The 25,003-nt window shown below is 59.6% G+C and carries 25 protein-coding genes; 15 read left to right on the top strand and 10 right to left on the bottom strand.

What is annotated here, in order from left to right; genetic code table 11:
* The first annotated feature begins 24 nt into the window (after positions 1-24).
* From AC1Z1G_RS24425 to trpE, 7 genes are all read left to right on the top strand, one after another.
* Positions 25-1,068, top strand: a complete 1,044-nt coding sequence (locus tag AC1Z1G_RS24425; RefSeq protein WP_483622878.1) for an ABC transporter substrate-binding protein — start codon at positions 25-27, stop codon at positions 1,066-1,068.
* Positions 1,069-1,259: 191 nt separating this feature from the next.
* Positions 1,260-2,507 carry an ABC transporter permease gene (locus AC1Z1G_RS24420; protein WP_483622876.1) on the top strand — a complete coding sequence of 416 codons (1,248 nt, stop codon included), beginning with the start codon at positions 1,260-1,262 and terminating at the stop codon, positions 2,505-2,507.
* Between the two features lie 13 nt (positions 2,508-2,520).
* Positions 2,521-3,345 carry an ABC transporter permease gene (locus tag AC1Z1G_RS24415; RefSeq protein ID WP_483622874.1) on the top strand — a complete coding sequence of 275 codons (825 nt, stop codon included), beginning with the start codon at positions 2,521-2,523 and terminating at the stop codon, positions 3,343-3,345.
* A gap of 143 nt (positions 3,346-3,488) precedes the next feature.
* Positions 3,489-4,637: an iron-containing alcohol dehydrogenase gene (locus tag AC1Z1G_RS24410; RefSeq protein WP_483622872.1), complete on the top strand. Its 1,149-nt coding sequence runs from the start codon at positions 3,489-3,491 to the stop codon at positions 4,635-4,637.
* Between the two features lie 80 nt (positions 4,638-4,717).
* A complete protein-coding gene (gene rpe, locus AC1Z1G_RS24405; protein WP_483622870.1) occupies positions 4,718-5,392 on the top strand; it encodes a ribulose-phosphate 3-epimerase in 675 nt (224 codons plus the stop codon).
* On the top strand, positions 5,389-6,207 hold the full coding sequence (locus AC1Z1G_RS24400; RefSeq protein ID WP_483622868.1) for a phosphoglycolate phosphatase: 819 nt from the start codon (positions 5,389-5,391) through the stop codon (positions 6,205-6,207). The genes rpe and AC1Z1G_RS24400 overlap by 4 nt, the downstream gene beginning before the upstream one ends.
* A gap of 70 nt (positions 6,208-6,277) precedes the next feature.
* On the top strand, positions 6,278-7,759 hold the full coding sequence (trpE, locus tag AC1Z1G_RS24395; protein ID WP_483622866.1) for an anthranilate synthase component I: 1,482 nt from the start codon (positions 6,278-6,280) through the stop codon (positions 7,757-7,759).
* 155 nt (positions 7,760-7,914) lie between these two features.
* Here the strand turns inward: trpE and estP are convergent, their stop codons facing one another.
* On the bottom strand, positions 7,915-9,825 hold the full coding sequence (gene estP / locus AC1Z1G_RS24390) for an esterase EstP (protein ID WP_483622864.1): 1,911 nt from the start codon (positions 9,823-9,825) through the stop codon (positions 7,915-7,917).
* Positions 9,826-10,227: 402 nt separating this feature from the next.
* Here estP and AC1Z1G_RS24385 point away from each other — a divergent pair, with 402 nt between their 5' ends.
* From AC1Z1G_RS24385 to AC1Z1G_RS24370, 4 genes are all read left to right on the top strand, one after another.
* Complete coding sequence (locus AC1Z1G_RS24385; protein WP_483622862.1) at positions 10,228-10,821, top strand: aminodeoxychorismate/anthranilate synthase component II; 594 nt, start codon at positions 10,228-10,230, stop codon at positions 10,819-10,821.
* 9 nt (positions 10,822-10,830) lie between these two features.
* Positions 10,831-11,880: an anthranilate phosphoribosyltransferase gene (trpD, locus tag AC1Z1G_RS24380; RefSeq protein WP_483622860.1), complete on the top strand. Its 1,050-nt coding sequence runs from the start codon at positions 10,831-10,833 to the stop codon at positions 11,878-11,880.
* Positions 11,877-12,713, top strand: coding sequence for an indole-3-glycerol phosphate synthase TrpC (gene trpC / locus AC1Z1G_RS24375; protein ID WP_483622858.1), 837 nt, complete (start codon positions 11,877-11,879; stop codon positions 12,711-12,713). Before trpD ends, trpC begins: the two co-directional genes overlap by 4 nt.
* Before the next feature lie 138 nt (positions 12,714-12,851).
* A complete protein-coding gene (locus AC1Z1G_RS24370; protein WP_483622856.1) occupies positions 12,852-13,553 on the top strand; it encodes a lipoate--protein ligase family protein in 702 nt (233 codons plus the stop codon).
* Here AC1Z1G_RS24370 and crp read toward each other — a convergent pair.
* Positions 13,550-14,194, bottom strand: coding sequence for a cAMP-activated global transcriptional regulator CRP (gene crp / locus AC1Z1G_RS24365; protein ID WP_483622854.1), 645 nt, complete (start codon positions 14,192-14,194; stop codon positions 13,550-13,552). The two genes, AC1Z1G_RS24370 and crp, sit on opposite strands and share 4 nt — an antisense overlap.
* Before the next feature lie 237 nt (positions 14,195-14,431).
* Here crp and AC1Z1G_RS24360 point away from each other — a divergent pair, with 237 nt between their 5' ends.
* Together AC1Z1G_RS24360 and speD are read left to right on the top strand one after the other, a co-directional pair.
* Positions 14,432-14,854, top strand: coding sequence for an OsmC family protein (locus tag AC1Z1G_RS24360; protein WP_003194686.1), 423 nt, complete (start codon positions 14,432-14,434; stop codon positions 14,852-14,854).
* Between the two features lie 239 nt (positions 14,855-15,093).
* On the top strand, positions 15,094-15,888 hold the full coding sequence (gene speD / locus AC1Z1G_RS24355) for an adenosylmethionine decarboxylase (protein WP_347902304.1): 795 nt from the start codon (positions 15,094-15,096) through the stop codon (positions 15,886-15,888).
* A 126-nt stretch (positions 15,889-16,014) separates the two neighbouring features.
* Here the strand turns inward: speD and coq7 are convergent, their stop codons facing one another.
* The 6 genes from coq7 to hemJ form a co-directional block, all read right to left on the bottom strand.
* Positions 16,015-16,662 carry a 2-polyprenyl-3-methyl-6-methoxy-1,4-benzoquinone monooxygenase gene (gene coq7 / locus AC1Z1G_RS24350; protein WP_483622853.1) on the bottom strand — a complete coding sequence of 216 codons (648 nt, stop codon included), beginning with the start codon at positions 16,660-16,662 and terminating at the stop codon, positions 16,015-16,017.
* 256 nt (positions 16,663-16,918) lie between these two features.
* Entirely contained in the window at positions 16,919-17,257 is a 339-nt protein-coding gene (locus AC1Z1G_RS24345) for a histidine triad nucleotide-binding protein (protein WP_483622851.1), read from the bottom strand.
* A gap of 79 nt (positions 17,258-17,336) precedes the next feature.
* Positions 17,337-18,125: an SDR family NAD(P)-dependent oxidoreductase gene (locus tag AC1Z1G_RS24340; RefSeq protein WP_483622850.1), complete on the bottom strand. Its 789-nt coding sequence runs from the start codon at positions 18,123-18,125 to the stop codon at positions 17,337-17,339.
* Between the two features lie 60 nt (positions 18,126-18,185).
* The gene (locus tag AC1Z1G_RS24335) at positions 18,186-19,061 is read right to left on the bottom strand and encodes a DUF805 domain-containing protein (protein WP_483622848.1); all 876 of its coding nucleotides are present in this window, start codon (positions 19,059-19,061) and stop codon (positions 18,186-18,188) included.
* 62 nt (positions 19,062-19,123) lie between these two features.
* On the bottom strand, positions 19,124-20,092 hold the full coding sequence (locus AC1Z1G_RS24330) for an NAD(P)H-dependent flavin oxidoreductase (RefSeq protein WP_483622846.1): 969 nt from the start codon (positions 20,090-20,092) through the stop codon (positions 19,124-19,126).
* A gap of 34 nt (positions 20,093-20,126) precedes the next feature.
* Entirely contained in the window at positions 20,127-20,558 is a 432-nt protein-coding gene (gene hemJ, locus AC1Z1G_RS24325; protein WP_483622844.1) for a protoporphyrinogen oxidase HemJ, read from the bottom strand.
* Between the two features lie 135 nt (positions 20,559-20,693).
* Here hemJ and argC point away from each other — a divergent pair, with 135 nt between their 5' ends.
* Entirely contained in the window at positions 20,694-21,728 is a 1,035-nt protein-coding gene (gene argC / locus AC1Z1G_RS24320; protein WP_483622842.1) for an N-acetyl-gamma-glutamyl-phosphate reductase, read from the top strand.
* 167 nt (positions 21,729-21,895) lie between these two features.
* Positions 21,896-22,246: an iron-sulfur cluster insertion protein ErpA gene (gene erpA, locus AC1Z1G_RS24315; RefSeq protein WP_347902294.1), complete on the top strand. Its 351-nt coding sequence runs from the start codon at positions 21,896-21,898 to the stop codon at positions 22,244-22,246.
* A gap of 67 nt (positions 22,247-22,313) precedes the next feature.
* On the opposite strand, the gene AC1Z1G_RS24310 is transcribed toward erpA, so the two are convergent.
* Both AC1Z1G_RS24310 and AC1Z1G_RS24305 read right to left on the bottom strand, forming a co-directional pair.
* On the bottom strand, positions 22,314-23,405 hold the full coding sequence (locus AC1Z1G_RS24310; protein WP_483622840.1) for an anhydro-N-acetylmuramic acid kinase: 1,092 nt from the start codon (positions 23,403-23,405) through the stop codon (positions 22,314-22,316).
* Positions 23,406-23,408: 3 nt separating this feature from the next.
* A complete protein-coding gene (locus tag AC1Z1G_RS24305) occupies positions 23,409-24,827 on the bottom strand; it encodes a peptidoglycan DD-metalloendopeptidase family protein (RefSeq protein WP_483622838.1) in 1,419 nt (472 codons plus the stop codon).
* Positions 24,828-25,003 lie beyond the last annotated feature (176 nt).

Below are 25,003 nucleotides of genomic sequence, written 5' to 3'. Positions count from 1 at the left end.
CCCTGCACGTGGAGAGAATAATAAATGTTGAGATCCCTGAAATTCACCGCCCTCGTTATGGGCATGATGGGTGCGGCTCACGCAATGGCGGCCGGCCCCGACCTGACCGTGGTGTCGTTTGGCGGCGCGAACAAGGCCGCGCAGGTCAAGGCGTTCTACGCACCGTGGGAAGCGGCGGGCAACGGCAAGATCGTCGCCGGCGAGTACAACGGTGAAATGGCCAAGGTCAAAGCCATGGTCGACACCAAGAGCGTGTCCTGGGACCTGGTTGAAGTGGAGTCGCCGGAACTGTCCCGTGGTTGCGACGAAGACATGTTCGAACAACTCGACCCGGCGCTGTTCGGCAAATCCGAAGACTACGTGAAGGGCGCGATCCAGCCGTGCGGCGTGGGTTTCTTCGTCTGGTCGACTGTGCTGGCGTACAACGCCGACAAACTCAAAAGCGCCCCGACCAGTTGGGTGGATTTCTGGGATACCAAGAAATTCCCGGGCAAGCGTGGCCTGCGTAAAGGCGCCAAGTACACCCTTGAATTTGCTTTGATGGCCGACGGCGTAGCGCCGAAAGACGTCTACAAAGTGCTGGCCAGCAAGGATGGCCAGGACCGCGCGTTCAAGAAACTCGACGAGCTCAAGCCAAGTATTCAGTGGTGGGAAGCGGGCGCCCAGCCGCCGCAGTATCTGGCTTCCGGCGATGTGGTCATGAGCTCGGCCTACAACGGCCGGATCGCGGCCGTGCAGAAAGAAAGCAACCTGAAAGTCGTCTGGAACGGCGGTATCTACGACTTTGATGCCTGGGCGATTCCAAAAGGTCTGGATAAAGCGCGCGCCGAAGCGGCGAAGAAATTCATCGCCTTCTCGGTCATGCCACAACAGCAAAAAACCTACTCGGAAAACATCGCCTACGGCCCGGCCAATACCCAAGCCGTACCGCTGCTGGCCAAAGACATCCTGAAGGACATGCCGACCACCCCGGAAAACATCGCCAACCAGGTACAGATCGACGTCAGCTTCTGGGCTGACAACGGCGAGCAACTGGAACAGCGCTTCAATTCCTGGGCCGCGAAGTAACCACAACATTTCAAGGGCAAGCTTGCCTGTGTGGGAGCGGGCTTGCTCGCGAAGAGGGCATTACATTCAACATCTATGTTGACTGATTTACCGCTTTCGCGAGCAAGCCCGCTCCCACAGGTTACTGGTTCGACTAAAAGTTTGAGGCGGCTCGCCACCTCTGAAACGATCAAAGATTTCCGGAGTTCGCCATGGCCATCGCCGTTCCCTTGAACGAGGGCGCCAGCCCCACCTTGAAGCAGCGCCTTGCGCGTGCCGAGCGGGTCAACCGCTGGAAGGCCCAGGCCTTGATCGCGCCGTTGGTGTTGTTTCTGCTGTTGGTGTTCCTGGTGCCCATCGTGGCGCTGCTCTACAAAAGCGTCGGCAACCCTGAAGTGGTCGGCGGCATGCCGCGCACCGTGGCGGCCATTGCCACCTGGGACGGCCGAGGTTTGCCGGCAGACCCGGTCTACAAGGCTGCCAGTGAAGACCTGGCCGAGGCCCGCAAGAATCAAACCCTGGGCGATCTGTCCAAGCGCCTGAACATGGAGTTGGCCGGCTACCGCAGCCTGCTGACCAAAACGGCGCGCGGATTGCCGTTCGCCACCGAGCCTGCCTCTTATAAAGAAGCCCTTGAAGCGCTCGACGAGCGTTGGGGCGACCCTGCGTACTGGCAAGCGGTGCGCCGCAACACCAGCAGCCTGACGCCGTTCTACCTGCTGGCGGCGGTCGATCACCGGATCGATGACCTCGGCGAAGTGGCCCCGGCCACGCCCGACCAGGCGATCTACCTCGATATTTTTGCCCGGACCTTCTGGATGGGTCTGATCATCACCGCGATCTGCCTGGTGCTGGCCTATCCGTTGGCGTACCTGCTGGCCAACCTGCCATCGCGTCAAAGTAACCTGCTGATGATTCTGGTGCTGCTGCCATTCTGGACCTCGATTCTGGTGCGGGTGGCGGCGTGGATTGTGCTGCTGCAATCGGGTGGCCTGATCAACAGCGGGCTGATGGCCATGGGGGTTATCGATAAGCCGCTGGAGCTGGTGTTCAACCGCACCGGGGTCTACATCTCGATGGTGCACATCCTGCTGCCGTTCATGATCCTGCCGATCTACAGCGTGATGAAAGGCATCTCGCCCACGTACATGCGCGCGGCGATTTCCCTGGGCTGCCATCCGTTCGCCAGCTTCTGGCGGGTGTACTTCCCGCAGACCTATGCCGGTGTCGGTGCCGGTTGCCTGTTGGTGTTCATTCTGGCGATTGGTTACTACATCACCCCGGCGCTGCTCGGCAGCCCGAACGACCAGATGGTCAGCTACTTCGTCGCCTTCTACACCAACACCAGCATCAACTGGGGCATGGCGACCGCGCTCGGCGGGCTGTTGCTCCTGGCGACCATCGTGCTCTATCTGATTTACAGCTGGCTGGTGGGCGCAAGCCGCCTGCGCTTGAGCTAAGGGGAGAATCGAAATGCTCAGTCCGTATATGTCGCCCGTTGAGCGGGTGTGGTTCTACAGCTTGCGCATTCTTTGCGGGCTGATCCTGTTGTTCCTGATTTTGCCGGTGCTGGTGATCATCCCGCTGTCGTTTAACTCGGGGAGTTTTCTGGTGTATCCGTTGCAAGGGTTCTCGTTGCATTGGTATCAGGACTTCTTTGCGTCAGCCGAATGGATGCGCTCGCTGAAGAACAGCATGATAGTGGCCCCGGCGGCGACAGCGCTGGCGATGGTGTTCGGTACACTGGCGGCGATTGGCCTGACCCGTGGCGACTTCCCCGGCAAGGCGCTGGTGATGGCGCTGGTGATTTCGCCGATGGTGGTGCCAGTGGTAATCATTGGCGTGGCCAGTTACCTGACCTTCGCCCCACTGGGATTTGGCAACAGCTATATCTCGCTGATCGTTGTGCATGCGGTGTTGGGTGTGCCGTTCGTCATCATCACGGTGTCGGCGACCTTGCAGGGGTTTAACCAGAACCTGGTGCGGGCGGCGGCCAGCCTTGGCGCCTCGCCACTGACGGCGTTCCGTCGGGTGACCTTGCCGTTGATTGCTCCCGGTGTGATCTCCGGTGCACTGTTTGCCTTTGCCACCTCGTTCGATGAAGTGGTGGTGACGTTGTTCCTTGCCGGCCCCCAGCAGGCGACGTTGCCTCGGCAGATGTTCAGCGGTATCCGCGAAAACCTCAGCCCGACCATCGCCGCCGCTGCGACGCTGCTGATCGCCTTCTCGGTGATCCTGCTGCTGACCCTGGAATGGCTGCGTGGGCGCAGCGAGAAACTGCGTACGGCGCAGGTGTAAGGATCTGCTTTTGTGGTGAGGGAGCTTGCTCCCTCGCCACAGCTTTTAGGGGCGGCCCGCTCATTCACAGACTCAATAGCAGACAAACGCCAATCTACAGCTACTCTTGTGCCCAGCTCCCCCACCTATAAGAGGCTGCGTACATGAGTATTTCCTCTTTCAAAATTGCTCACAAATTGCTCACCGGCACCGGCGCCATCGAGCAACTGGCCGCCGAGCTGACCCGTCTGGATGTCGATAACCCGCTGATTGTCACGGATGCCGCGCTGGTCAAATCCGGCACGGTGGAGCTGGTGTTGGCGCAGTTGGGCGAGCGCACTTACGAAATATTCGACCGGGTGCTGCCCGACCCGGAAATCGCCATCGTCGAAGACTGCATGCGCGCCTATCGCGAGGGCGGGCATGACGGGTTGATTGGCCTGGGCGGCGGCAGTGCCATCGACATTGCCAAAAGTGTTGCCGCGTATGCCGGTTATCACGGCGCGCTGGAGGACCTGTTCGGCGTCGATCAGGTGCCGCGCAAAGGCCCGCCGCTGATCGCCATTCCGACCACGGCGGGCACCGGCTCGGAGGTCACCAATGTGGCGATACTTTCCGACAAGGCCGCGCAGTTGAAAAAAGGCATTGTCAGCGATTACCTGCTGCCGGACGTTGCCCTGGTCTGCCCGCAAATGACCCTGACCTGCCCACGCAGCGTGACCGCGTCCAGCGGCGTCGATGCGCTGGTGCACGCCGTCGAGTCCTATCTGTCGCTCAATGCCTCGGCGATTACCGACGCGCTGGCCATCGGTGCCATCAAGTTGATCGCCCGGTCGTTGCCCAAGGCTTACGCCAACCCGCTGAACCTGCAAGCCCGCGAAGACATGGCCACCGCCAGCCTGATGGCCGGCATGGCGTTCGGCAATGCCGGCGTGGGTGCGGTGCATGCGCTGGCCTATCCGCTGGGCGGGCGTTTCAATATTGCGCATGGGGTCAGCAATGCCTTGCTGTTGCCACATGTCATGCACTGGAACAAGTTGGCGTGCGCCGAGCGCCTGCAGGACATCGCCGAGGCCCTGGGTGTAAAAACGGCAGGGTTGAGCGCGGAGGAGGCGGCAGATAAAGCCGTCGAGGCGATGGCGCGACTCTGTGCCGCAGTGGAAATCCCGCAAGGCCTGCACAGCGTTGGCGTACCGCAGGAGGCAATCCCGGCCATGGCCCTGGAGGCCGCGGGAATCGAGCGGTTGATGCGCAACAACCCGCGCACACTGAGCGCCATCGATATCGAGAAGATCTACCAAGCGGCTTACTGATCATCGCCGTCACGGTGCGCGCGCTAAAGCATGAGGTATACAATGCGCGCCATCGTGATTTTGCTCAGAAAAGGTGCGTCATGCAGCCCTTCGTAATTGCTCCGTCGATTCTCTCCGCCGACTTCGCCCGCCTGGGTGAAGAAGTGGACAACGTCCTGGCCGCTGGCGCCGACTTCGTGCACTTCGATGTCATGGACAACCACTACGTGCCGAACCTGACCATCGGTCCGATGGTCTGCTCGGCATTGCGCAAGTACGGCGTTACTGCACCGATCGACGCCCACCTGATGGTCAGCCCGGTAGACCGCATCATCGGTGACTTCATCGAGGCCGGCGCGACCTACATCACCTTTCACCCCGAAGCCACTCTGCACGTCGACCGCTCCCTGCAAATGATCCGCGAAGGCGGTTGCAAGGCGGGCCTGGTGTTCAACCCGGCCACCCCGCTGGACGTACTCAAGTACGTGATGGACAAGGTCGACATGATCCTGCTCATGAGCGTCAACCCGGGCTTTGGCGGGCAGAAGTTCATCCCCGGCACCCTCGACAAGCTGCGCGAAGCGCGTGCGCTGATCGATGCGTCGGGCCGTGACATTCGCCTGGAAATCGACGGTGGCGTGAACGTGAACAACATCCGCGAAATCGCTGAGGCGGGCGCCGACACCTTCGTCGCCGGCTCGGCGATCTTCAATACACCGAACTACCAAGAGGTGATTGAAAAGATGCGTTGCGAACTGGCACTGGCTCGCCCATGAGTGGTTTTGAGCAGCTGTTCCCGGGGTGTCTGCCGCGGCTGGTAATGTTCGATCTGGATGGCACGTTGATCGATTCGGTTCCGGACCTCGCGGCGGCTGTGGATAACATGCTGCTCAAACTGGGGCGCGAACCGGCCGGCATCGAGTCGGTGCGCGACTGGGTTGGTAACGGCGTGCACATGCTGGTGCGTCGGGCCCTGGCCAACAACATCGACCCGCAAGGCGTCGATGAGGAAGAAGCGGCGCAGGCGCTGGAACTGTTCAACGTCGCCTATGAAGACGGCCATGAACTGACCGTGGTTTATCCCGGCGTGCGTGACACCCTCAAGTGGCTGAACAAGCAGGGTGTCGAGATGGCGCTGATCACCAATAAGCCGGAGCGCTTCGTCGCGCCGTTGCTGGATCAAATGAAAATCGGCCGTTACTTCAAGTGGATCATCGGCGGCGATACCCTGCCGCAGAAAAAACCCGACCCGGCCGCGCTGTTTTTCGTCATGAAAATGGCGAATATTCCGGCGTCCCAGTCACTGTTCGTCGGTGACTCGCGCAGTGATGTACTGGCCGCGAAAGCGGCGGGCGTGAAGTGCGTGGCCCTGAGCTACGGTTACAACCACGGCCGGCCGATTGCCGAGGAATCCCCGGCGCTGGTGATCGACGATCTGCGCACGCTAATTCCCGGTTGCCTGGATCCAGCCGCTGAGCTAACGTTGCCCGACGTTGCTCAACCTCCTTCTGGAAACGCCATCGTGGTGGTTACTCGCAAACTCTGGATGAAAGTCATCAAGGCCCTGGCCCGCTGGCGTTGGCGCGCCTGACTTGTTCCTGGCCGGTTATCCGGCACGTTTGCCTACCTGACCGTTAGACCCTCAAGCCACGAGGCACCTCATGATCCGCGAAGAATTCCTGCGTTTGGCCGCTGCCGGCTACAACCGTATCCCGCTTGCCTGCGAAACCCTTGCCGACTTCGACACACCGCTGTCGATCTACCTGAAGCTGGCTGACCAGCCTAACTCCTACTTGTTGGAGTCGGTGCAGGGCGGCGAGAAATGGGGTCGGTACTCGATCATCGGTTTGCCATGCCGTACCGTGCTGCGCGTGCATGACCATCACATCAGCGTGACCCACGACGGTGTCGAGATCGAAACCGCTGACGTTGACGACCCGCTGGCCTTTGTCGAAGCTTTCAAAGCTCGTTACAACGTGCCGACCATCGCCGGTCTGCCGCGTTTCAATGGTGGCCTGGTGGGGTACTTCGGTTATGACTGCGTGCGGTATGTGGAAAAGCGTCTGGGCAAGTGCCCGAACCCCGATCCGCTGGGCGTGCCGGACATTCTGCTGATGGTTTCCGACGCGGTGGTGGTTTTCGACAACCTCGCCGGCAAGATGCACGCCATCGTGCTGGCCGATCCGTCGCAGGACAACGCCTTCGAGCAAGGTCAGGCGCGTCTGGAAGCGTTGCTGGAAACGCTCCGTCAGCCCATCGCGCCACGCCGTGGCCTGGATTTGAGCCAGCAGCCCGCGGCTGATCCAGTGTTCCGTTCCAGCTTCACCCAAGGCGATTACGAAAAAGCGGTCGATACCATCAAGGAGTACATCCTGGCGGGCGATTGCATGCAGGTCGTGCCGTCGCAACGCATGTCGATCGACTTCACGGCGGCGCCCATTGACCTGTACCGGGCGCTGCGGTGCTTCAACCCGACGCCTTATATGTACTTCTTCAACTTCGGCGACTTCCATGTCGTCGGCAGTTCGCCGGAAGTACTGGTGCGGGTTGAAGACAACCTGATCACCGTTCGCCCGATTGCCGGTACCCGTCCACGGGGTGCGACCGAAGAAGCCGACCGGGCGCTTGAAGAGGACCTGTTGTCGGATGACAAGGAAATCGCCGAGCACCTGATGCTGATCGACCTGGGCCGCAACGACACCGGCCGGGTCTCGGAAATCGGTTCGGTGAAGCTCACCGAGAAAATGGTCATCGAGCGCTATTCCAACGTGATGCACATCGTTTCCAACGTTACTGGCCAGTTGAAGGCCGGACTGACGGCAATGGACGCACTACGGGCGATTCTGCCGGCCGGCACCTTGTCGGGTGCGCCGAAAATTCGTGCGATGGAAATCATCGACGAACTGGAACCGGTTAAACGCGGCGTTTACGGGGGGGCGGTCGGTTACTTCGCCTGGAACGGCAACATGGATACCGCGATTGCGATCCGTACTGCCGTGATCAAGAACGGCGAACTGCACGTGCAGGCTGGTGGCGGCATCGTCGCGGACTCGGTACCGGCGCTGGAGTGGGAAGAAACCCTGAACAAGCGTCGCGCCATGTTCCGCGCCGTGGCTTTGGCCGAGCAAACCCCACAAAACTGACCTGTGGCGAGCGAGCTTGCTCGCGCTCGGCTGCGAAGCAGTCGTAATCGGGCCTGCTTCGCAGGCCAGCGGGAGCAAGCTCCCTCGCCACAAGAGCGGTGGCCATAAAAAAACGCGGCGCCTGTGAGGGCGCCGCGTTTTTTATTGCCTGCGGTTTAGAAGTCCAGGCTGACACCCACATTGATGCCTTGTTGGGTGAAGTCGTCATCCTTGCGGATGTTGTAGCTGGCACGCAGCGCCAGGTCCGTGGTGAGTTTGTGGCTGACGCCCAGGTTCAGGCGGTTCAGATTGGTCTGCGGGGTGTAACCCTCCAGCGTGAAGTCGTTGGCGGGCAGGCTGTTGAGTGCAATCTTTAGCTTTTGCGTGTCGTCGTTGTATTCGCGCTCATGCGCCACTTCGCCAAACACTTGGGTTTGCGGCGTGATCTGGTACTTGCCCTGCAAGCCGACGCCCAGGCGTTTGGAGGTGCGTGTCTGGTCATCGTATGTCAGCGCGGTGGAATGGGCGCCGTTCTCCGAGTAACCATCGACTTCCACCCGTGCGTAATCGGCGCTGACGAACGGTGACAGGTGCCATGGGCTGCTCGCCTGTTGCGCGATGTCGTAGCCCAGTCGGCCGCTGAAGGCCCAGAGGCTGCCGTCGGTATCGCCTTTTTCCGCACCTTCACTGACGCCCAGGTCGAATTTGCGCTTGAGGTTGTCGTAGTCCAGTTTGCCACCGGTCAGCGCGGCATCCGCCCACCAGCGGTTTTGCTGGAATTGGGCGAATGCGGTGCCCAGGTAACTGTTGAGTTTGTAGTCCGAATCGTTGTGGCCCGCTTCAAGGGTCTGACGATAGAACCCCGCCGCGACACCGACCCGCCAGGCCTCATTGAGGCGATAGCTGCCGCCGACATTCAGGTTGTAGCCGCTACCATCACCACTCGCGCCGCTGGCTTGATCATCAAAGTCCAGATGCTGGCCACCCCCGGCAACGATGGCGCGCCATTGACCCACCGCTTGCCAGTTTTCCCAATCGGCTTGCCATTGGTTACGCAGTTCGTCCTGATGCGCACGTAAGGTGCCGTGGGCCATTTCTGGTAATAGAGTCAGTTCCCACGGCGCAGACAGTAAGGAGTAGGCGTAATCGGCAATCAGCCGTTGCCCGGCTTCGGTGGGGTGGACCGAATCGTTGTAAATCAGCTTGGTCGGGTCCGGTGTTGCGCTGTTGATGCCGTATCTGGCGTTTTCCGTACAGCCGTCGCCGCTGAAGCAGGTGGCGGTGAGGTTCTGGTCGGCGGCCAGGCCGAATCGGGCCGGGTCGGCGAAGCTTTCCTTCAAGAGCACAGGAATGTTCAGCGGAATGACTTCGGCATTGACCGTCTGGAGTTGGCGCACCAGCTCGGTATTGAACTGGCCGCTGAGCTGGGACGTGAACGCCTGCAGTGGGCTGCCGTTGATCGCCGGGGTCAGGCCCAAGTCCGGCAGCAACCAGACCATGATGTACTTGGCGCCGGCCTGTTGCAGCGTTTGTACGCTATCGACCAGCCGACCGGCGGCGGCGTTGGCCTGGTCGAGGCTGACGACCCGGCCCTGAAGGAAGTCGTTACCGCCACCGGAAAGGTAATACAGGGCGTTCGGATCGGCGCGAAAGTTGTTACTCGGCAGATAGCCGGGGCGGCTGCGGTCGCCGGTGTCCGAGGTGGTGGTGATCGAATCGAGGATCTGGTCGGTCCGGTAACCGCCTACGGCCCAGTTGTTGCCGTCCGGCAGGCCCTGGCTGGCGCGGGTCGCCGAGGTGGAGGCGGCGGTGTCGTTAGCGGAGAACCCTAGTTTTGCGCCCAGCAACTGCGTCGAGTTGGCCGCGCGAACTTCGCCGCTGCCATCCTTGTAGTTCGGCCCGACGCGGTTGGTGAACCGCTCGGTCGCGCCCGCCGGCCCGCCCGGATCAGCAAACTGTCCGGCATCGTTCAGGCTGTCGCCAAAGACGATGAATTTTGAATAGGGGGCGGGCGATGCGATCGCCTGGGCACAGGCCATCGCGAGAAGACAACCAGCAAGCGGCACAAACAACGTCTGTCTGATCATGAGCAAGTCCGTTTATTTATTGTTGTAGGGAACGAAACGACAGTACCAAAAACTTTTGCGCTTTAGCTATGGCTAAAGGCTGCTTCGATTGCCAGTGTCGAGCCATATTGCACCCCGCGCCCTGCTAAGTTACTGTGCCGGAACGTATGAATGAGACCTTCCCCGTGTTGATCGTCAGCAAACTCTTGAATCAAGTGATCAAGGCCCACGCCCGTTGGCGTTGGCGTTGGCGTGCCTGATTTTCTCTGCCGGCCTGGCCGGACCTGTACCGATTTGCCTTCTTTACCCGTATGAAATGTCGCTGTTGCTGGTTCTGTTCCAGCAACCGACTGCGCAGCACGCTGCGGGTAAATCATTCGAAGGCCGTAATACATTCAGTGAATTCAAGAGGTTTTAACCACCATGTTGCTGATGATCGATAACTACGACTCTTTTACCTACAACGTTGTGCAGTACCTCGGCGAGCTGGGCTCGGAGGTCAAAGTGGTTCGCAATGACGAACTGACCGTCGCCGAAATCGCGGCCCTCAAGCCTGAGCGCATCGTCGTATCGCCCGGCCCGTGCACTCCGACCGAGGCCGGGGTGTCTATCGAGGCCATCAAATACTTCGCCGGCAAGCTGCCGATTCTCGGCGTGTGCCTGGGGCATCAGTCCATCGGCCAGGCATTTGGCGGCGATGTCGTGCGTGCCCGCCAAGTCATGCACGGTAAGACTAGCCCGGTATTTCACGAGGACAAGGGTGTGTTTGCCGGGTTGAACCGCCCATTGACCGTCACCCGCTATCATTCCTTGATCGTCAAGCGCGACACCCTGCCCGATTGCCTTGAGTTGACCGCCTGGACACAGCTTGAAGATGGCTCCATCGACGAAATCATGGGCCTGCGTCACAAGACGCTGAACATCGAAGGGGTACAGTTCCACCCCGAATCGATTCTCACCGAGCAGGGCCACGAATTGTTCGCCAACTTCCTCAAACAAACCGGCGGCACGCGCTAAGGACTTTCCATGGATATCAAGACTGCCCTGAGCCGTATTGTCGGCCACCTCGACCTGAGCACTGATGAAATGCGCGATGTCATGCGCGAAATCATGACCGGGCAATGCAGCGACGCGCAGATCGGCGCGTTCATGATGGCCATGCGCATGAAGAGCGAGAGCATCGACGAGATCGTCGGCGCTGTTTCGGTCATGCGCGAACTGGCCGACAAGGTCGAACTCAAGACCCTCGACGGTGTGGTCGACGTGGTCGGCACCGGCGGCGACGGTGCAAACATTTTCAACGTCTCGACCGCTTCGTCGTTTGTCGTCGCGGCGGCCGGTTGCACCGTGGCCAAACACGGCAACCGTGCGGTGTCGGGCAAAAGCGGCAGCGCCGATTTGCTGGAAGCGGCCGGGATCTACCTGAACCTGACGCCGGTTCAGGTGGCGCGCTGCATCGATAACGTCGGCATCGGCTTCATGTTTGCCCAGTCTCACCACAGTGCAATGAAGTACGCTGCCGGCCCGCGTCGCGACCTGGGCCTGCGGACCCTGTTCAACATGCTCGGCCCGCTTACGAATCCGGCCGGCGTGAAACATCAGGTGGTGGGTGTGTTCAGTCAGGCGTTGTGCCGGCCATTGGCTGAAGTCTTGCAGCGTCTGGGCAGCAAGCACGTGCTGGTGGTGCATTCCAAGGATGGGCTGGACGAGTTCAGCCTGGCGGCACCGACCTTCGTGGCGGAGCTGAAGAATGACCAGATCACCGAGTATTGGGTCGAGCCGGAAGACCTGGGCATGAAGAGCCAGAGCCTGCATGGCCTGGCGGTGGACAGCCCGGCCGCCTCGCTTGAACTGATTCGCGATGCCCTGGGGCGCCGCAAGACCGAGAACGGGCAGAAAGCGGCAGAAATGATTGTGCTCAATGCCGGTGCCGCGCTGTACGCCGCCGACCATGCGAGTAGCCTGAGAGAGGGTGTTGCCTTGGCACACGATGCACTGCACACCGGTCTTGCGAGGGAAAAACTCGAAGAGCTGGGTGCCTTTACCGCGGTATTCAAAGTGGAGAATGAGGCATGAGTGTGCCGACGGTTCTGGAAAAGATCCTGGCCCGTAAAGCCGAAGAAGTCGCTGAGCGCAGTGCTCGTGTGAGCCTCGCGGAGCTGGAAAGTCTGGCCAGGGTGGCCGATGCACCCCGTGGTTTTGCCAAGGCATTGTTGGCTCAGGCCAAGCTCAAGCAGCCAGCGGTTATCGCGGAAATCAAGAAAGCGTCGCCGAGCAAAGGCGTGATCCGCGAGCACTTCGTGCCGGCCGAGATCGCCAGGAGTTACGAGAAGGGCGGTGCGACCTGTCTGTCGGTGCTGACAGATATCGACTACTTCCAAGGCGCCGATATTTACCTGCAGCAGGCCCGCGCAGCATGCAAGTTGCCGGTGATCCGCAAGGACTTCATGGTCGATCCGTATCAGATCGTTGAAGCCCGTGCGCTGGGCGCCGACTGCGTGCTGTTGATCGTGGCGGCACTGGATGACGTGAGAATGGCCGAGCTTGCGGCTGTAGCCAAAAGCGTAGGCCTGGATGTGCTGGTGGAAGTCCACGACGGCGACGAACTGGAGCGGGCCTTGAAAACCCTCGACACGCCACTGGTTGGCGTGAATAACCGCAATCTGCACACCTTCGACGTTAATCTGGAAACCACCCTCGACCTGTTGCCGCGCATCCCTCGTGATCGTCTGGTTATCACCGAAAGTGGCATTTTCAACCGGGCCGACGTCGAGTTGATGGAAATCAGCGACGTCTATTCGTTCCTGGTCGGCGAGGCGTTCATGCGTGCCGAGAGTCCGGGCGCCGAGCTGCAACGGCTGTTCTTCCCGGAACGCGGCGTTGCGGTGAGCGGTTCGACACTCGACTGAGTGCAGGCAGGCAAACCGAGGCGCGCCTTTCGCGAGCAAGCCCGCTCCCACATTGGAATGCATTTCAAATGTGGGAGCGGGCTTGCTCGCGAAGGGGCACTCAAATCCCCCAAAATCTCATACCTTGCGGAGTCGTCCATGACCCGGCCGACCATTCTGACCACCGAAGCCGGCCTGCTCGCCGAACAGGATCTGTTGGCCCATGTCTGCACCGGCGATTCGGACTTCGGTTTATTGTTCTGGCAGCCCAGTGATCGGGCATTGGTCATGCCGCGACGCTTGAGCCGGTTACCCGGTTTCGAGACTGCATGTGAAGTCTCGGCAGCGGCCGGCTGGCCGGTGTTGCTAAGGGAAACGGGGGGCGAGCCGGTGCCTCAATCTGCCGCGACCATCAATATCGCATTGGTGTATGCACCACCGCGCAGCGAAGGCGATCATGGGCGGATTGAAACGGCCTACAGGCGCTTATGCGATCCGATCTGCGCGTTGCTGACGGAGCTGGGTGGCGTGGCGTCTCTGGGGGAGGTTGAGGGGGCTTTTTGTGACGGTCGTTTCAACGTCAACCTCGACGGCCGCAAAATGGTGGGTACCGCTCAGCGCTGGCGCCAGAGCAAGGGAGGTCAACGGCCGGTGGGGCTGGTGCATGGCGCGTTGTTGCTCGATGACGAACGAGCGTCGATGGTCGCGGCGGTCAACCGCTTCAATGAAGCCTGTGGCCTGGAGGCGCGGGTGCGCGCTGAAAGCCACATCGCCTTGCATGAGCAGTTTGCCGCCCCGGATGCCATCGGGCGGCTGGACACCTTGTATCGGCAAATGCTGGCCGGAGTGATGCAGGCTTAGCGGGTGCCGAACACCACCATGGTCTTGCCTTTGACATTCACCAGGTTGCGTTCCTCAAGGTCCTTGAGAACACGACCGACCATCTCCCGCGAGCAGCCGACGATGCGGCCGATTTCCTGACGGGTCACCTTGATCTGCATGCCGTCCGGGTGCGTCATCGCATCGGGTTGCTTGCACAGCTCAAGCAGGCAACGCGCTACGCGGCCGGTGACGTCGAAAAACGCCAGGTCGCCGACCTTGCGCGTGGTGTTACGCAGCCGCTGTGCGATCTGTCCGCTGAGTACGTAAAGAATGTCCGGATCTTGCTGGGACAGCTCGCGGAACTTGCTGTAGCTGATTTCCGCGACTTCGCATTCCACCTTGGCCCGCACCCAGGCACTGCGCTCCTGTTCCTGGCCGGCTTGCTCAAACAGGCCAAGCTCGCCGAAGAAGTCTCCCGGGTTCAGGTAGGCAATGATCATTTCCCGCCCATCGTCATCCTCGATCAGGATGGTGACTGACCCCTTGATGATGAAGAACAGCGTGTCCGAGCGATCACCGGCACAGATGATGTTGCTCTTGGCCTGATAGCGTTTGCGCTGGCAATGCATCAACAGCTTGTCGAGGTTCTTGATCTTGGGTATGGGGGTAATAGCAACCATGGTTGTATCCCGATAAGACTGCACGGTGTGGTTTGGCTTTTTTTATGTGTGGCTGATGACGGTCGCTGGAGCGCTGGCCATGCGCCATTGAATTGGCGCCAGCTTAACAGACGCATTCCTTTAAGATTCGAGAATTTACCTACACTGTGGGTGCTTCCGTCCTAGGCAGGGGAGGCGCTGCCCGACGGGGCCCCTGTGCTAAGCTGGCGACCCTTTTTTTACAGTGGAGTCTTGGCGATGAAGGCACGCATCCAATGGGCTGGTGAAGCCATGTTCCTCGGCGAATCCGGCAGTGGCCATGTGGTGGTCATGGACGGTCCGCCAGAAGCGGGTGGTCGGAACCTGGGCGTTCGTCCGATGGAAATGCTCCTGCTGGGTGTAGGCGGTTGCAGCAATTTCGACGTGGTCAGCATTCTGAAGAAATCCCGTCAGGCCGTTGAGAGCTGCGAAGCCTTCCTTGAAGCCGAACGCGCGACGGAAGATCCCAAGGTCTTCACCAAAATCCACATGCACTTCGTGGTCAAGGGCCGTGCGCTGAAAGAAGCCCAGGTCAAACGGGCCATCGAGCTGTCGGCCGAGAAGTATTGCTCGGCGTCGATCATGCTCGGCGCGGCGGGTGTCGTTATCACCCACGACTACGAGATCATCGAGCTCGGTTGAATCGACATTCAACTATCATAAAAGCAGTGCAGACTCTGGCGATCCCACGCTGACGTCTGCATAATGCGCCACTTTTTTCAGGGTCGTGGCCGGTCAACCGGCAGGTCACTCACCCGAACAGATAACCAAAATCGCCATCGCGAAGAGGTGTTAACCGTCCTACGCAGGTGCGTTGTTCGCATCTGACGGGCATGCTTGATCACGCGGCCGGGCCGCAATACATAGAGAGTTTTTAAACGGTGAAAAGCAAACTCAAGCTCCATGGGTTCAATAACCTGACAAAGACCTTGAGCTTCAACATCTATGACATCTGCTATGCGGAAACCCCGCAAGACCAGCAGGCGTACGTCGAATACATCAACCAGATGTACGACGCTGAACGCCTCACGCAGATCCTCACGGAAGTTGTCGATATCATTGGTGCCAACATCCTGAACATCGCCCGTCAGGATTACGATCCCCAAGGCGCCAGCGTGACCATTCTGATTTCTGAGGAGCCGGTGACCCCCACCGAGAGCCAGATCGAAGAGTCACCGGGTCCTATACCCGAAATCATCCTGGCCCACCTCGACAAGAGCCACATCACGGTGCACACCTACCCGGAAATCCATCCGGTGGACGGTATCGCAACGTTCCGTGTGGATATCGATGTGTCGACGTGCGGGGTCATTTCACCGCTTAAAGCGCTCAACTTCCTGATTCACCAGTTCGAGTCGGATATCGTCACCGTGGATTACCGCGTCCGTGGCTTTACCCGTGATGTTGAAGGCAAGAAGCACTTCATCGATCACGAGATCAACTCGATCCAGAACTACCTCTCCGAAGACACTCGCGACGGTTACCAGATGACTGACGTGAACGTGTACCAGGAAAACATGTTCCACACCAAGATGCTGCTCAAGGACTTCGAACTGGACAACTACCTGTTCGGCGATGCCACCAGCAACTTGTCCGCCGAACAGCGGGTTCAAGTGACTGATCGTGTGAAGCACGAAATGCTCGAAATCTTCTACGCACGCAACATGCCGACCTAAGTTTTCCGTGTACAAAAAAGGCGACTACTTTGCGGTAGTCGCCTTTTTTATGTCTGTTTGTCTGATGTACCGTGCGAGGCCTATCGCGAACCTGCTCGCGATAGGCCCTACAGAACGACGCAAACTTCAGATTCGATAAGTACTCTTGGTCATGACCTTGGCCATCAAACTCATGCCGAACTTCACCGGTGCCGGGAAGCGGAAACCGCCGGCCTCCAGCGCGCTTTCGGCGTGGTGTTCTTCGTCGATGCGCATTTGTTCAAGAATGGCCCGGGACTTTTCGTCTTCGGCTGGCAATTGCTCAAGATGATCGTTCAGGTGCTTGCACACCTGATCTTCAGTTGCGGCAACAAACCCCAGGCTGACTTTGTCGCTGATCAGCCCGGCAACCGCGCCGATGCCGAAAGACAAACCGTAGAACAATGGGTTGAGTACGCTGGTGTGACTACCCAATTGATGGATGCGTTGTTCGCACCAGACCAGGTGGTCGATCTCTTCTTCGGCGGCATGTTCCATGGCGGCGCGCACATGCGGCAGCTTGGCGGTCAAGGCCTGGCCTTGATACAGCGCCTGGGCACAGACTTCGCCGGTATGGTTGATGCGCATCAGGCCGGCTACGTGCCGGGTGTCTTCATCGCTCATTTGCGCTTCGGGTTGCACGATGGCCGGCGACGGGCGATACGGCTGGCCGCTGAACGGCAGCAGGGTGCGCATGGCGGTGTCGGCCTGCAACAGAAGACGGTCAATTGGCGAGTAGTGACGTTGGGTAGTCATGCTGACCTCCGGGAGGAATCTCGATGGCCAGTTTACCCCAATCGGCCGGGTAAGGTTTGCGCTGGGTCATTGCAGAAGACCATCAGGCATTGGCAGATACTGGCTTTGTGGCGAGGGAGCTTGCTCCCGCTCGGCCGTGAAGCGGTCGTAAAGTCAGCCGGTCGGGTGAAGGGTCGCGGTGAATGACCTTAGGGCTGCTGTGCAGCCCAGCGGGAGCAAGCTCCCTCGTCACGGAAAATCCGAGCCAGTCTGGCAATCAGCCCGGCGGCCAGTTCATCTGGCGTTGACCGAGTACGTGCATATGAATGTGGTAGACGGTCTGTCCACCCAGCTCATTGCAGTTCATGACCACCCGAAAGCCTTCTTCGCAACCCAATTCCAGGGCCAGGCGCTGAGCGGTGAACAGAAGGTGCCCGGCCAATGCCTTGTCGTCTTCGGTAAGGTCATTGAGCGTACGGACTGCTTTCTTCGGGATAACCAGAAAGTGTACCGGTGCCTGTGGGGAGATGTCGTGGAAGGCCAGTACCTGGTCGTCCTCGTAAATGATCTTGGCGGGTATTTCTCTGTTGATGATCTTGGTGAACAGAGTATCCACAGCTGTTTCTCCGTTGAGTGGGTCCGGACCGAGTGTACTCAGGCAGCGCGCCCGCGCCCAGTCCCTTGTCCGAGATGGGTTAGCGCGGGCAGTAGGCTTTGTTGACCATGCCGACGATGGTTCGGGTCAGCCAGCGGGAACCAAGCCGAGGCAAAAACGCGAACCAGCGATTCCGGCGTCCGGGAATGATGATTGCGCGGTTCTTTTCCAGCGCCCGTACGGTGTAGAGGGCAACTTCCTCGGGACTCATCAGCAAGTTGCTGTGGGTGAGCTTTTCGGTGTCCAGTTGAGCGGTGCGAAAAAACGCGGTGCGCGTCGGGCCAGGGCAAAGTACCGAAACCTTGACCGCACATTTTTTCAGCTCGACCCGCAAACCTTCAGAGAAGTGCAGTACATAGGCTTTGCTGGCGTAGTAGGTGCTCATCCAGGGGCCGGGATTGAAGGCCGCAACCGAGGCGACATTCAGGATCTGCCCACCACCCTGTAGCGCCATGCTGTTGCCGATGGAGTGGCACAGGCGGGTGAGAGCCAGGATATTCACCTCGATCAGGTCTTGCTCGGTCATCCAGTCCTGAGCCAGGAACGGGCCGCAGGTGCCGATGCCAGCGCAGTTGACCAGCAGATCGATCTGCCGGTCACCTTCTTCGAGTTCCAGCAGAAAGCCGGACAGGCGCAGCGGTTCGCCCAGATCGCACGCACGAAACAGCACCTCGACGCCAAAACGCTGGGTCAGTTCGATCGCAATGCTTTCCAGCTGATCACGCTGGCGGGCCAGCAGGATCAGGCTGCGACCGCGCCGCGCCAGCGCTTCGGCCATGGCCAGGCCTATGCCGCTGGAGGCGCCAGTGATCAGAGCGTAACGGGTCATGCAGTTCTCCATCGCAACGGCTCACAGCTTGCGGACAACGATGCCGCAGGCGAAACGCGTTTATTCTTTCTCATAGTCTACAGGGGGCTGGGCAGCTTGCGCCTCGGCGTCTGGCTCAACAGGTTGTGCGGCGGCACTGTACTCGTATTCATGCCTGAAGGCCGCTATGCCACCCGCGATTGTGCCAATGACACCCAGCGCTACCAATCCCAGCCAGACCCCGCACAGCGCTTTGACGGCAAGGCTGTTCGGTGGCGCAGGGGCACCATAACGGTTGGGCCCCGACGTACCGGGAAGCGCCGCTAGCAGCAGTGGCAAAATGCTGCCGATCACCGGCACCAGATACAAAAACCACAACCAGCCAGACCAGTCCAGGTCGTGCAGGCGTTGCACGGTAATCGTGATGGTCGCGTAAAGGAAGGCCAGCGTCAGGGCGAACAGCAGCAGGCTGCCCGGTATAAGCAGGTCAGCGCTGAATATGATGAGGAAAATCACTGAAGAAAGGCTGGAAGCGACCAGCAGCATCACCAGCACCCAGGCCAGAAAACGCAGGCGACCAATGCGGCCCTGCAGGCCGAAAATGTTGAGTTCGCAAAACTCCGGCAAGGTTTCGCCGACCGCGGAGCGTGGAGGGCTGTAAGGGGATTCATCGTCTGGGGCGGGTGTAACGGTTTTGAGCTTCTGCAGGCTCGGCTCGGGGACGGGCTCAGGTTCCAGGCGGGCCTCAATGCCGGTTTTCGACAGCGCAGCCAGGTAAGTCTGAGCCTCTGCATGCGATACGTCACGTTTCAGCGCAACCGGTTTGCCTGTAAACAGCCGATCAACCGCGCGGACATCGCACTTGAACAGCTCGGCCAGGTTGAGCCTGGCGGTTGTGACATCAACGCCTGGCAACAGAGTCCCGTCGAAGACGATCTTGTATCGGCGTTCGTTCATCGGGCCTCCGTGTCGCCCATCGTAGGTGTAGCCAACCGCAAGGGTTGGCCCCCTTCGGTGGGTCAGCGCGGCCAGCGTTTTGGCAGTTGTGCTGCGTGTTCCTGTGCCTTGCGGTACTCAGCGTCCAGTCGAGCCACCAGTTCATCGACGCTTGGCAGGTCGTCAATTTCACCGACGCCCTGGCCGGCAGACCATACGGTTTTCCAGGCTTTGGCTTCGTCGCTCAGCGGTTTGAGTTTCGAGCCGAAGTCGACCTTGCCTTTGCCTTGCAGCGCGTCGACGTCAAAACCGGCGTTCAACAGGCTTTGGCGCATGAAGCTTGCAGGTACGCCGGACACTGCTGGAGTATGGACGATGTCGGCCGCTCTGGAGGTCAGCAGCATCTCTTTGTAGGCGTCAGGTGCGCGGCTTTCGGTGGTGCCGATGAAGCGCGTACCGAAGTAGGCCAGGTCCGCGCCGAGCAGTTGTGCGGCGAGAATCTCGTGCCCGTGGTTCAGGCAACCGGCCAGCAGCAGGGTTTTGTCGAAGAACTGACGAATCTCGGCAATCAGTGAGAACGGGCTCCAGGTTCCGGCGTGACCGCCGGCTCCCGCGGCGACGGCGATCAAGCCGTCGACCCCGGCCTCGGCGGCTTTTTCCGCATGGCGACGGGTTGTCACGTCATGAAACACCAGCCCACCATAGTTGTGCACCGCATCGACCAGCTCTTTCACCGCGCCGAGGCTGGTGATCACGATCGGCACTTTATGCTCGACGCAGATCGCGAGGTCAGCTTCCAGTCGCGGGTTGCTGTGGTGCACGATCAGGTTCACCGCATACGGCGCCGGGTTTTCCAGTGTGGCCAGGCCCGCTTCGATTTCCTCAAGCCACGCCTTGAAACCGCTGCTTTCGCGTTGGTTCAAGGCTGGAAAACTCCCCACCACGCCATTGCGGCAACAGGCGAGCACCAGTTGCGGGTTGGAAATCAGGAACATCGGCGCGGCCACCACGGGCAGGCGCAAACGTTGTTCGAGCAAAGCGGGCAGCGACATTGGAAGTACCCCGATAAATGGCGACTAGTAAGATTTAGAACGGCCGTACTACAACCAGAATTACAATAGCCAGCAATATCAGAACCGGCACTTCATTGAACCAGCGATAAAAGACATGGCTGCGGGTGTTTTCGCCACGGGCGAAACGCTTCACCTGCGCACCGCACATATGGTGGTAACCGATCAGGATCACCACCAGCGTCAGCTTGGCGTGCATCCAGCCACCCTGGCCGAAGTAGGCGCTGGGGTTAAGGCTGATCAGCCAGCCGCCGAAGATCAGGGTAGCGATCATTGCCGGGCCCATGATCGCGCGATACAGCTTGCGCTCCATGAGGCTGAAGCGCTCCTTGCTGATGCTGTCTTCGCTTTGAGCGTGGTAAACGAACAGGCGCGGCAGGTAAAACAGGCCGGCAAACCAGCAGACAACACTGATGATGTGAAAAGCTTTGAGCCACAGATAAAGCATTTTTAGTTATTCCCAGGTTCACGGTAGTCCGAATAGTAGAGGCTTGAGCCTGCGTACGTCATCTTGACGGTTGTCGCAGGGCAGAGCGCACCCTATTATCGACGGCTTTCCAGTGGGTTCGTTGAGGGCAGGTTTATGGTCAAGGTCGGTATCGTCGGCGGCACGGGTTACACCGGTGTCGAACTGCTGCGTCTGTTGGCACAGCATCCGCAAGCTGAAGTGGTTGTCATCACTTCCCGATCCGAGGCTGGCCTGCCAGTCGCTGACCTGTACCCGAACCTGCGAGGCCACTACGACGGCCTGGCATTCAGCGTTCCAGACATCAAGACCCTGGGCGCTTGCGATGTGGTGTTCTTCGCCACCCCTCACGGCGTTGCACATTCGCTGGCCGGCGAACTGCTCGCGGCCGGAACCAAGGTCATCGACCTGTCGGCAGACTTCCGTCTGCAGGACGCTGACGAATGGGCTAAATGGTACGGTCAGCCGCACGGCGCGCCAGAGCTGCTGGAGGAGGCGGTTTACGGCTTGCCGGAAGTCAATCGCGAGCAGATCAGGCAAGCGCGGCTGATCGCGGTTCCGGGTTGCTACCCAACCGCCACCCAGCTGGGTTTCCTGCCGTTGCTCGAAGCCGGTCTGGCCGATACGTCGCGCCTGATTGCGGACTGCAAGTCGGGCGTCAGCGGCGCCGGTCGGGGCGCCAGCGTGGGTTCGCTGTACTCTGAAACCTCCGAGAGCATGAAAGCCTATGCCGTCAAAGGGCATCGCCACTTGCCGGAGATTCGCCAGGGGCTGCGTCGTGCGGCGGGCAAGGACGTTGGTTTGACTTTCGTCCCGCACCTGACGCCGATGATTCGCGGCATTCACTCCACGCTGTACGCGACTGTTGTCGACCGTTCTGTGGATTTGCAGGCGCTGTTCGAAAAGCGTTACGCCAATGAACCGTTCGTCGACGTGATGCCAGCCGGCAGCCATCCGGAAACCCGCAGCGTGCGTGGCGCCAACGTTTGCCGTATCGCGGTTCATCGTCCACAGGATGGCGACCTGGTCGTCGTACTGTCAGTCATCGACAACCTGGTCAAAGGGGCGTCGGGGCAGGCGGTACAGAACCTGAACATCCTGTTTGGTCTGGATGAGCGCCTGGGCCTGTCCCACGCCGGTATGTTGCCGTAAGTATTATTCCTTGCAGCAAATAGGCCCGTTATTCGGGCCTTTTTGCTTTCTGTGAGAGTGCTTCTGCTGATTGCTATACCGTAACAATAGTTGACCGATTTTCTGGGAGAAGCGGATAATGCGCGTCATCACGCATTATGGCGGCGTAACGCCGGGAGATAGTCAGCATGAGCGTCGAATCCTTCACCCCCACGGCTTTGCAATTCACCCAAGGTGCCGCGCACAAGGTGAAGAGCCTGGTCGATGAAGAGGGTAATGATCGCTTGAAGCTGCGCGTATTCGTTACGGGCGGCGGTTGTTCAGGGTTTCAGTACGGCTTCACCTTCGATGAGGATGTGGCCGATGACGACACGATCGTCGAGCGCGAAGGCGTGAGCCTGGTGGTCGACCCGATGAGCTACCAGTACCTGGCAGGTGCCGAGGTGGATTATCAGGAAGGTCTGGAAGGTTCGCGTTTCGTGATCAAGAACCCGAATGCCACCACGACATGTGGTTGCGGCTCTTCGTTCTCGATCTGATCGCACTTCACCGCATAACAGAACGCCGCATTGCCTCACGGCTTTGCGGCGTTTTGCTGTCTGGCGATCAAGCGGGGTAGATGGCGCCGAGTACACGCAAGCCACGAGCGCCAGTGACGCTTGGGCGGTTGGCCGGGATGCTTTCAAGGCAGCAATGTGCCAGCCAGGCGAAGGCCATGGCTTCGACCCAGTCCGGGTCTACACCATAAGCGGCTGTGCTACTGACTTTCGCGTTGGGCAACAGGCTGGCAAGGCGGCCCATCAGTGTGGCGTTGTGGGCGCCACCGCCGCAGACCAGCAGCTCTTGCGTGTCGGCTTGTGCGTCTTGCAACGACTCGACGATGGTCTGGGCGGTCAGCTCAAGCAGCGTGGCTTGTACGTCTTGTGCGGCAAATGCAGGCAGATTGGCCAGGTGATGTGTCAGCCAGTGCAGGTTGAACACTTCACGACCTGTGCTTTTAGGGCCCTTTGTCAGGAAGAACGGGTCGCTGAGCAAGGCGTTCAGCAGAACAGGTTCTACCCTGCCACTGGCTGCCCACTGGCCGTCGCGGTCGAAGGTTTCACCGCGTTGCTGGTGAATCCAGGCATCCAGCAAGACGTTGCCGGGGCCGCAGTCAAAGCCTGAAACAGGCTTGCCGGTCTCAATCAGGCTCAGATTGCTGAAGCCGCCGACATTCAAGACTGCGCGGTTGCCCCTACGCTCTTCAAACAAGGCTTCATGAAAGGCTGGAACCAGTGGGGCACCTTGCCCGCCAGCAGCGACGTCCCGGCTACGGAAGTCACTGACGACGGTGATCCCGGTCAGTTCGGTCAGTAGCGCGGGATTGCCGATCTGCACTGTGAAGCCGCGTGCAGGCTCGTGGCGAATGGTTTGGCCATGGCTGCCAATCGCGCGAATGTCATTGGGTTTGAGGTGTTGCTCGACGAGAAGGCTGTTGATGCCTTGTGCGGCCAGTTTCACCCAGTTCTGCTGGGCGATGGCGGAGCGGGCAATCTCGTCGGGGCCGCTGGCGCACAAGCCAAGCAGCTCGGCGCGCAGGGTGTCAGGCATGGGAATGTAATGCGTGGCGATCAGCTCGATCGCCGGGGCCTGCTCGATGAGCGCAATGTCCAGGCCGTCGAGGCTGGTCCCGGACATCACACCTATATAGAGCGCCATGGCTTAACGTTTGCTCGAGGCCAGCAGGGTGGCCTTCTCTTGATCCATGCGTGCCATCAGTGGTTGGCTCTGTTGCAGGAAACGTGAGCGTTCGGCCTTGGCAATCGGGTCTGCCATCGGCAGCTTCTGGCCCAGCGGGTCAACGTGTACGCCGTTTACCTGGAACTCATAGTGCAAGTGCGGGCCTGTGGAGAGGCCGGTGGTGCCGATGTAGCCGATAACCTGGCCTTGCTTGACGTTGCCGCCAGTCTGCACGCCTTTGGCAAAGCCTTGCATGTGGCCGTACAGGGTGCGGTAGGTGTTGCCGTGCTGAATGATCACGGTGTTGCCATAACCACCGCGACGACCGGCCAGCAGTACTTTGCCGTCGCCGGCTGCCTTGATCGGCGTGCCGCGTGGCGCTGCATAGTCGACGCCTTTGTGGGCGCGGATCTTGTTCAGAATCGGGTGTTTGCGGCCCATGGAAAAGCGCGAGCTGATACGGGCAAAGTCCACGGGGGTGCGAATGAACGCCTTGCGCATGCTGTTGCCGTCAGCAGTGTAGTAGCTGCTGTTGCCTTGTTTGTTGGTGTAACGCACGGCGGTGTAGGTCTTGCCGCGGTTGGTGAAGCGGGCGGACAGAATCGGGCCGTTGCCGACGGCTTTGCCGTTTACGACTTTCTGTTCGTAGATCACATCGAACTCGTCACCCTGGCGAATATCCTGGGCGAAGTCGACGTCGTAGCCAAACACGCTGGCCATGTCCATGGTCAGGCTGTGAGACAGGCCGGCTCGGGCGGCGGACTGCGAGAGCGAGCTGTTGATCACGCCGTGAACATAAGCAGAGCGTACGGTGGGCTTGGCGGTAATGCGGTTGAACGCAAAGCCTTTGGCGCCTTTGGTAAGGGTGATGCTTTCAAGGTCGCTGACTTTGCTGTGCAGGTTGTTCAACTGGCCGTCGGGGGTGAGTTCGAACTCGAGTTTTTGACCGTGTTTCAGTTGAGTGAATTGCTTGGCCTGCTTGTCGCTGGCCAGCACCTCATGCACGGCGGTAGCCGGCAGCCCAACCTTTTCAAACAGGGTGGAAAGCGTATCGCCCTTGGCAACAATCACTTCGCGGTGGCCTGGCGCTTTCTTCTCTTCAATGGCTGGCGCAGCAGGTGCTTGAGCTGTTTTCTGGGTCTCGTCGGCGCTGTTTTCGATCTGTGCGAAGGGTGACTCTACCGGCTCATTTGTGGCTTGTGCGGCGTCGGCAGCGTCTTGATCTTGTGTCAGTTGTTCAGCAGGGCTTTCCAGTTCAAGGCTCAGCGTCGTCTTTTTGGCTTCTACATCACTGGAAGGGAATACCAGGAGCGCCAGGCTGAGGAGGGCGGCGATACCACTTGCAGCGAGCAGGTGGGTCTTCGGATAAAGCGGCGGCGCTTTAGACGGTTCAGTGGTCATAGGTAATTTGACTTTGAAAAAGATGAATTGGAAAAGATGAATGACATGATGAAGATGAAATAACTGTATAAAATATAACCAAATCATTCTTGAAGCAAGTCTGCGGACGTTCTGTGCGTGGATTGGCGTCCGTACGCCGGGCAAAACTTGTAATTGGGCTGCGTTCTTGTATGGTT

It is taken from the genome of Pseudomonas sp. JL27(2026), assembly GCF_056933555.1.
The sequence above is the reverse complement of the archived record's forward strand: the minus strand, read 5'-3'. Positions and strand labels throughout refer to the sequence as shown.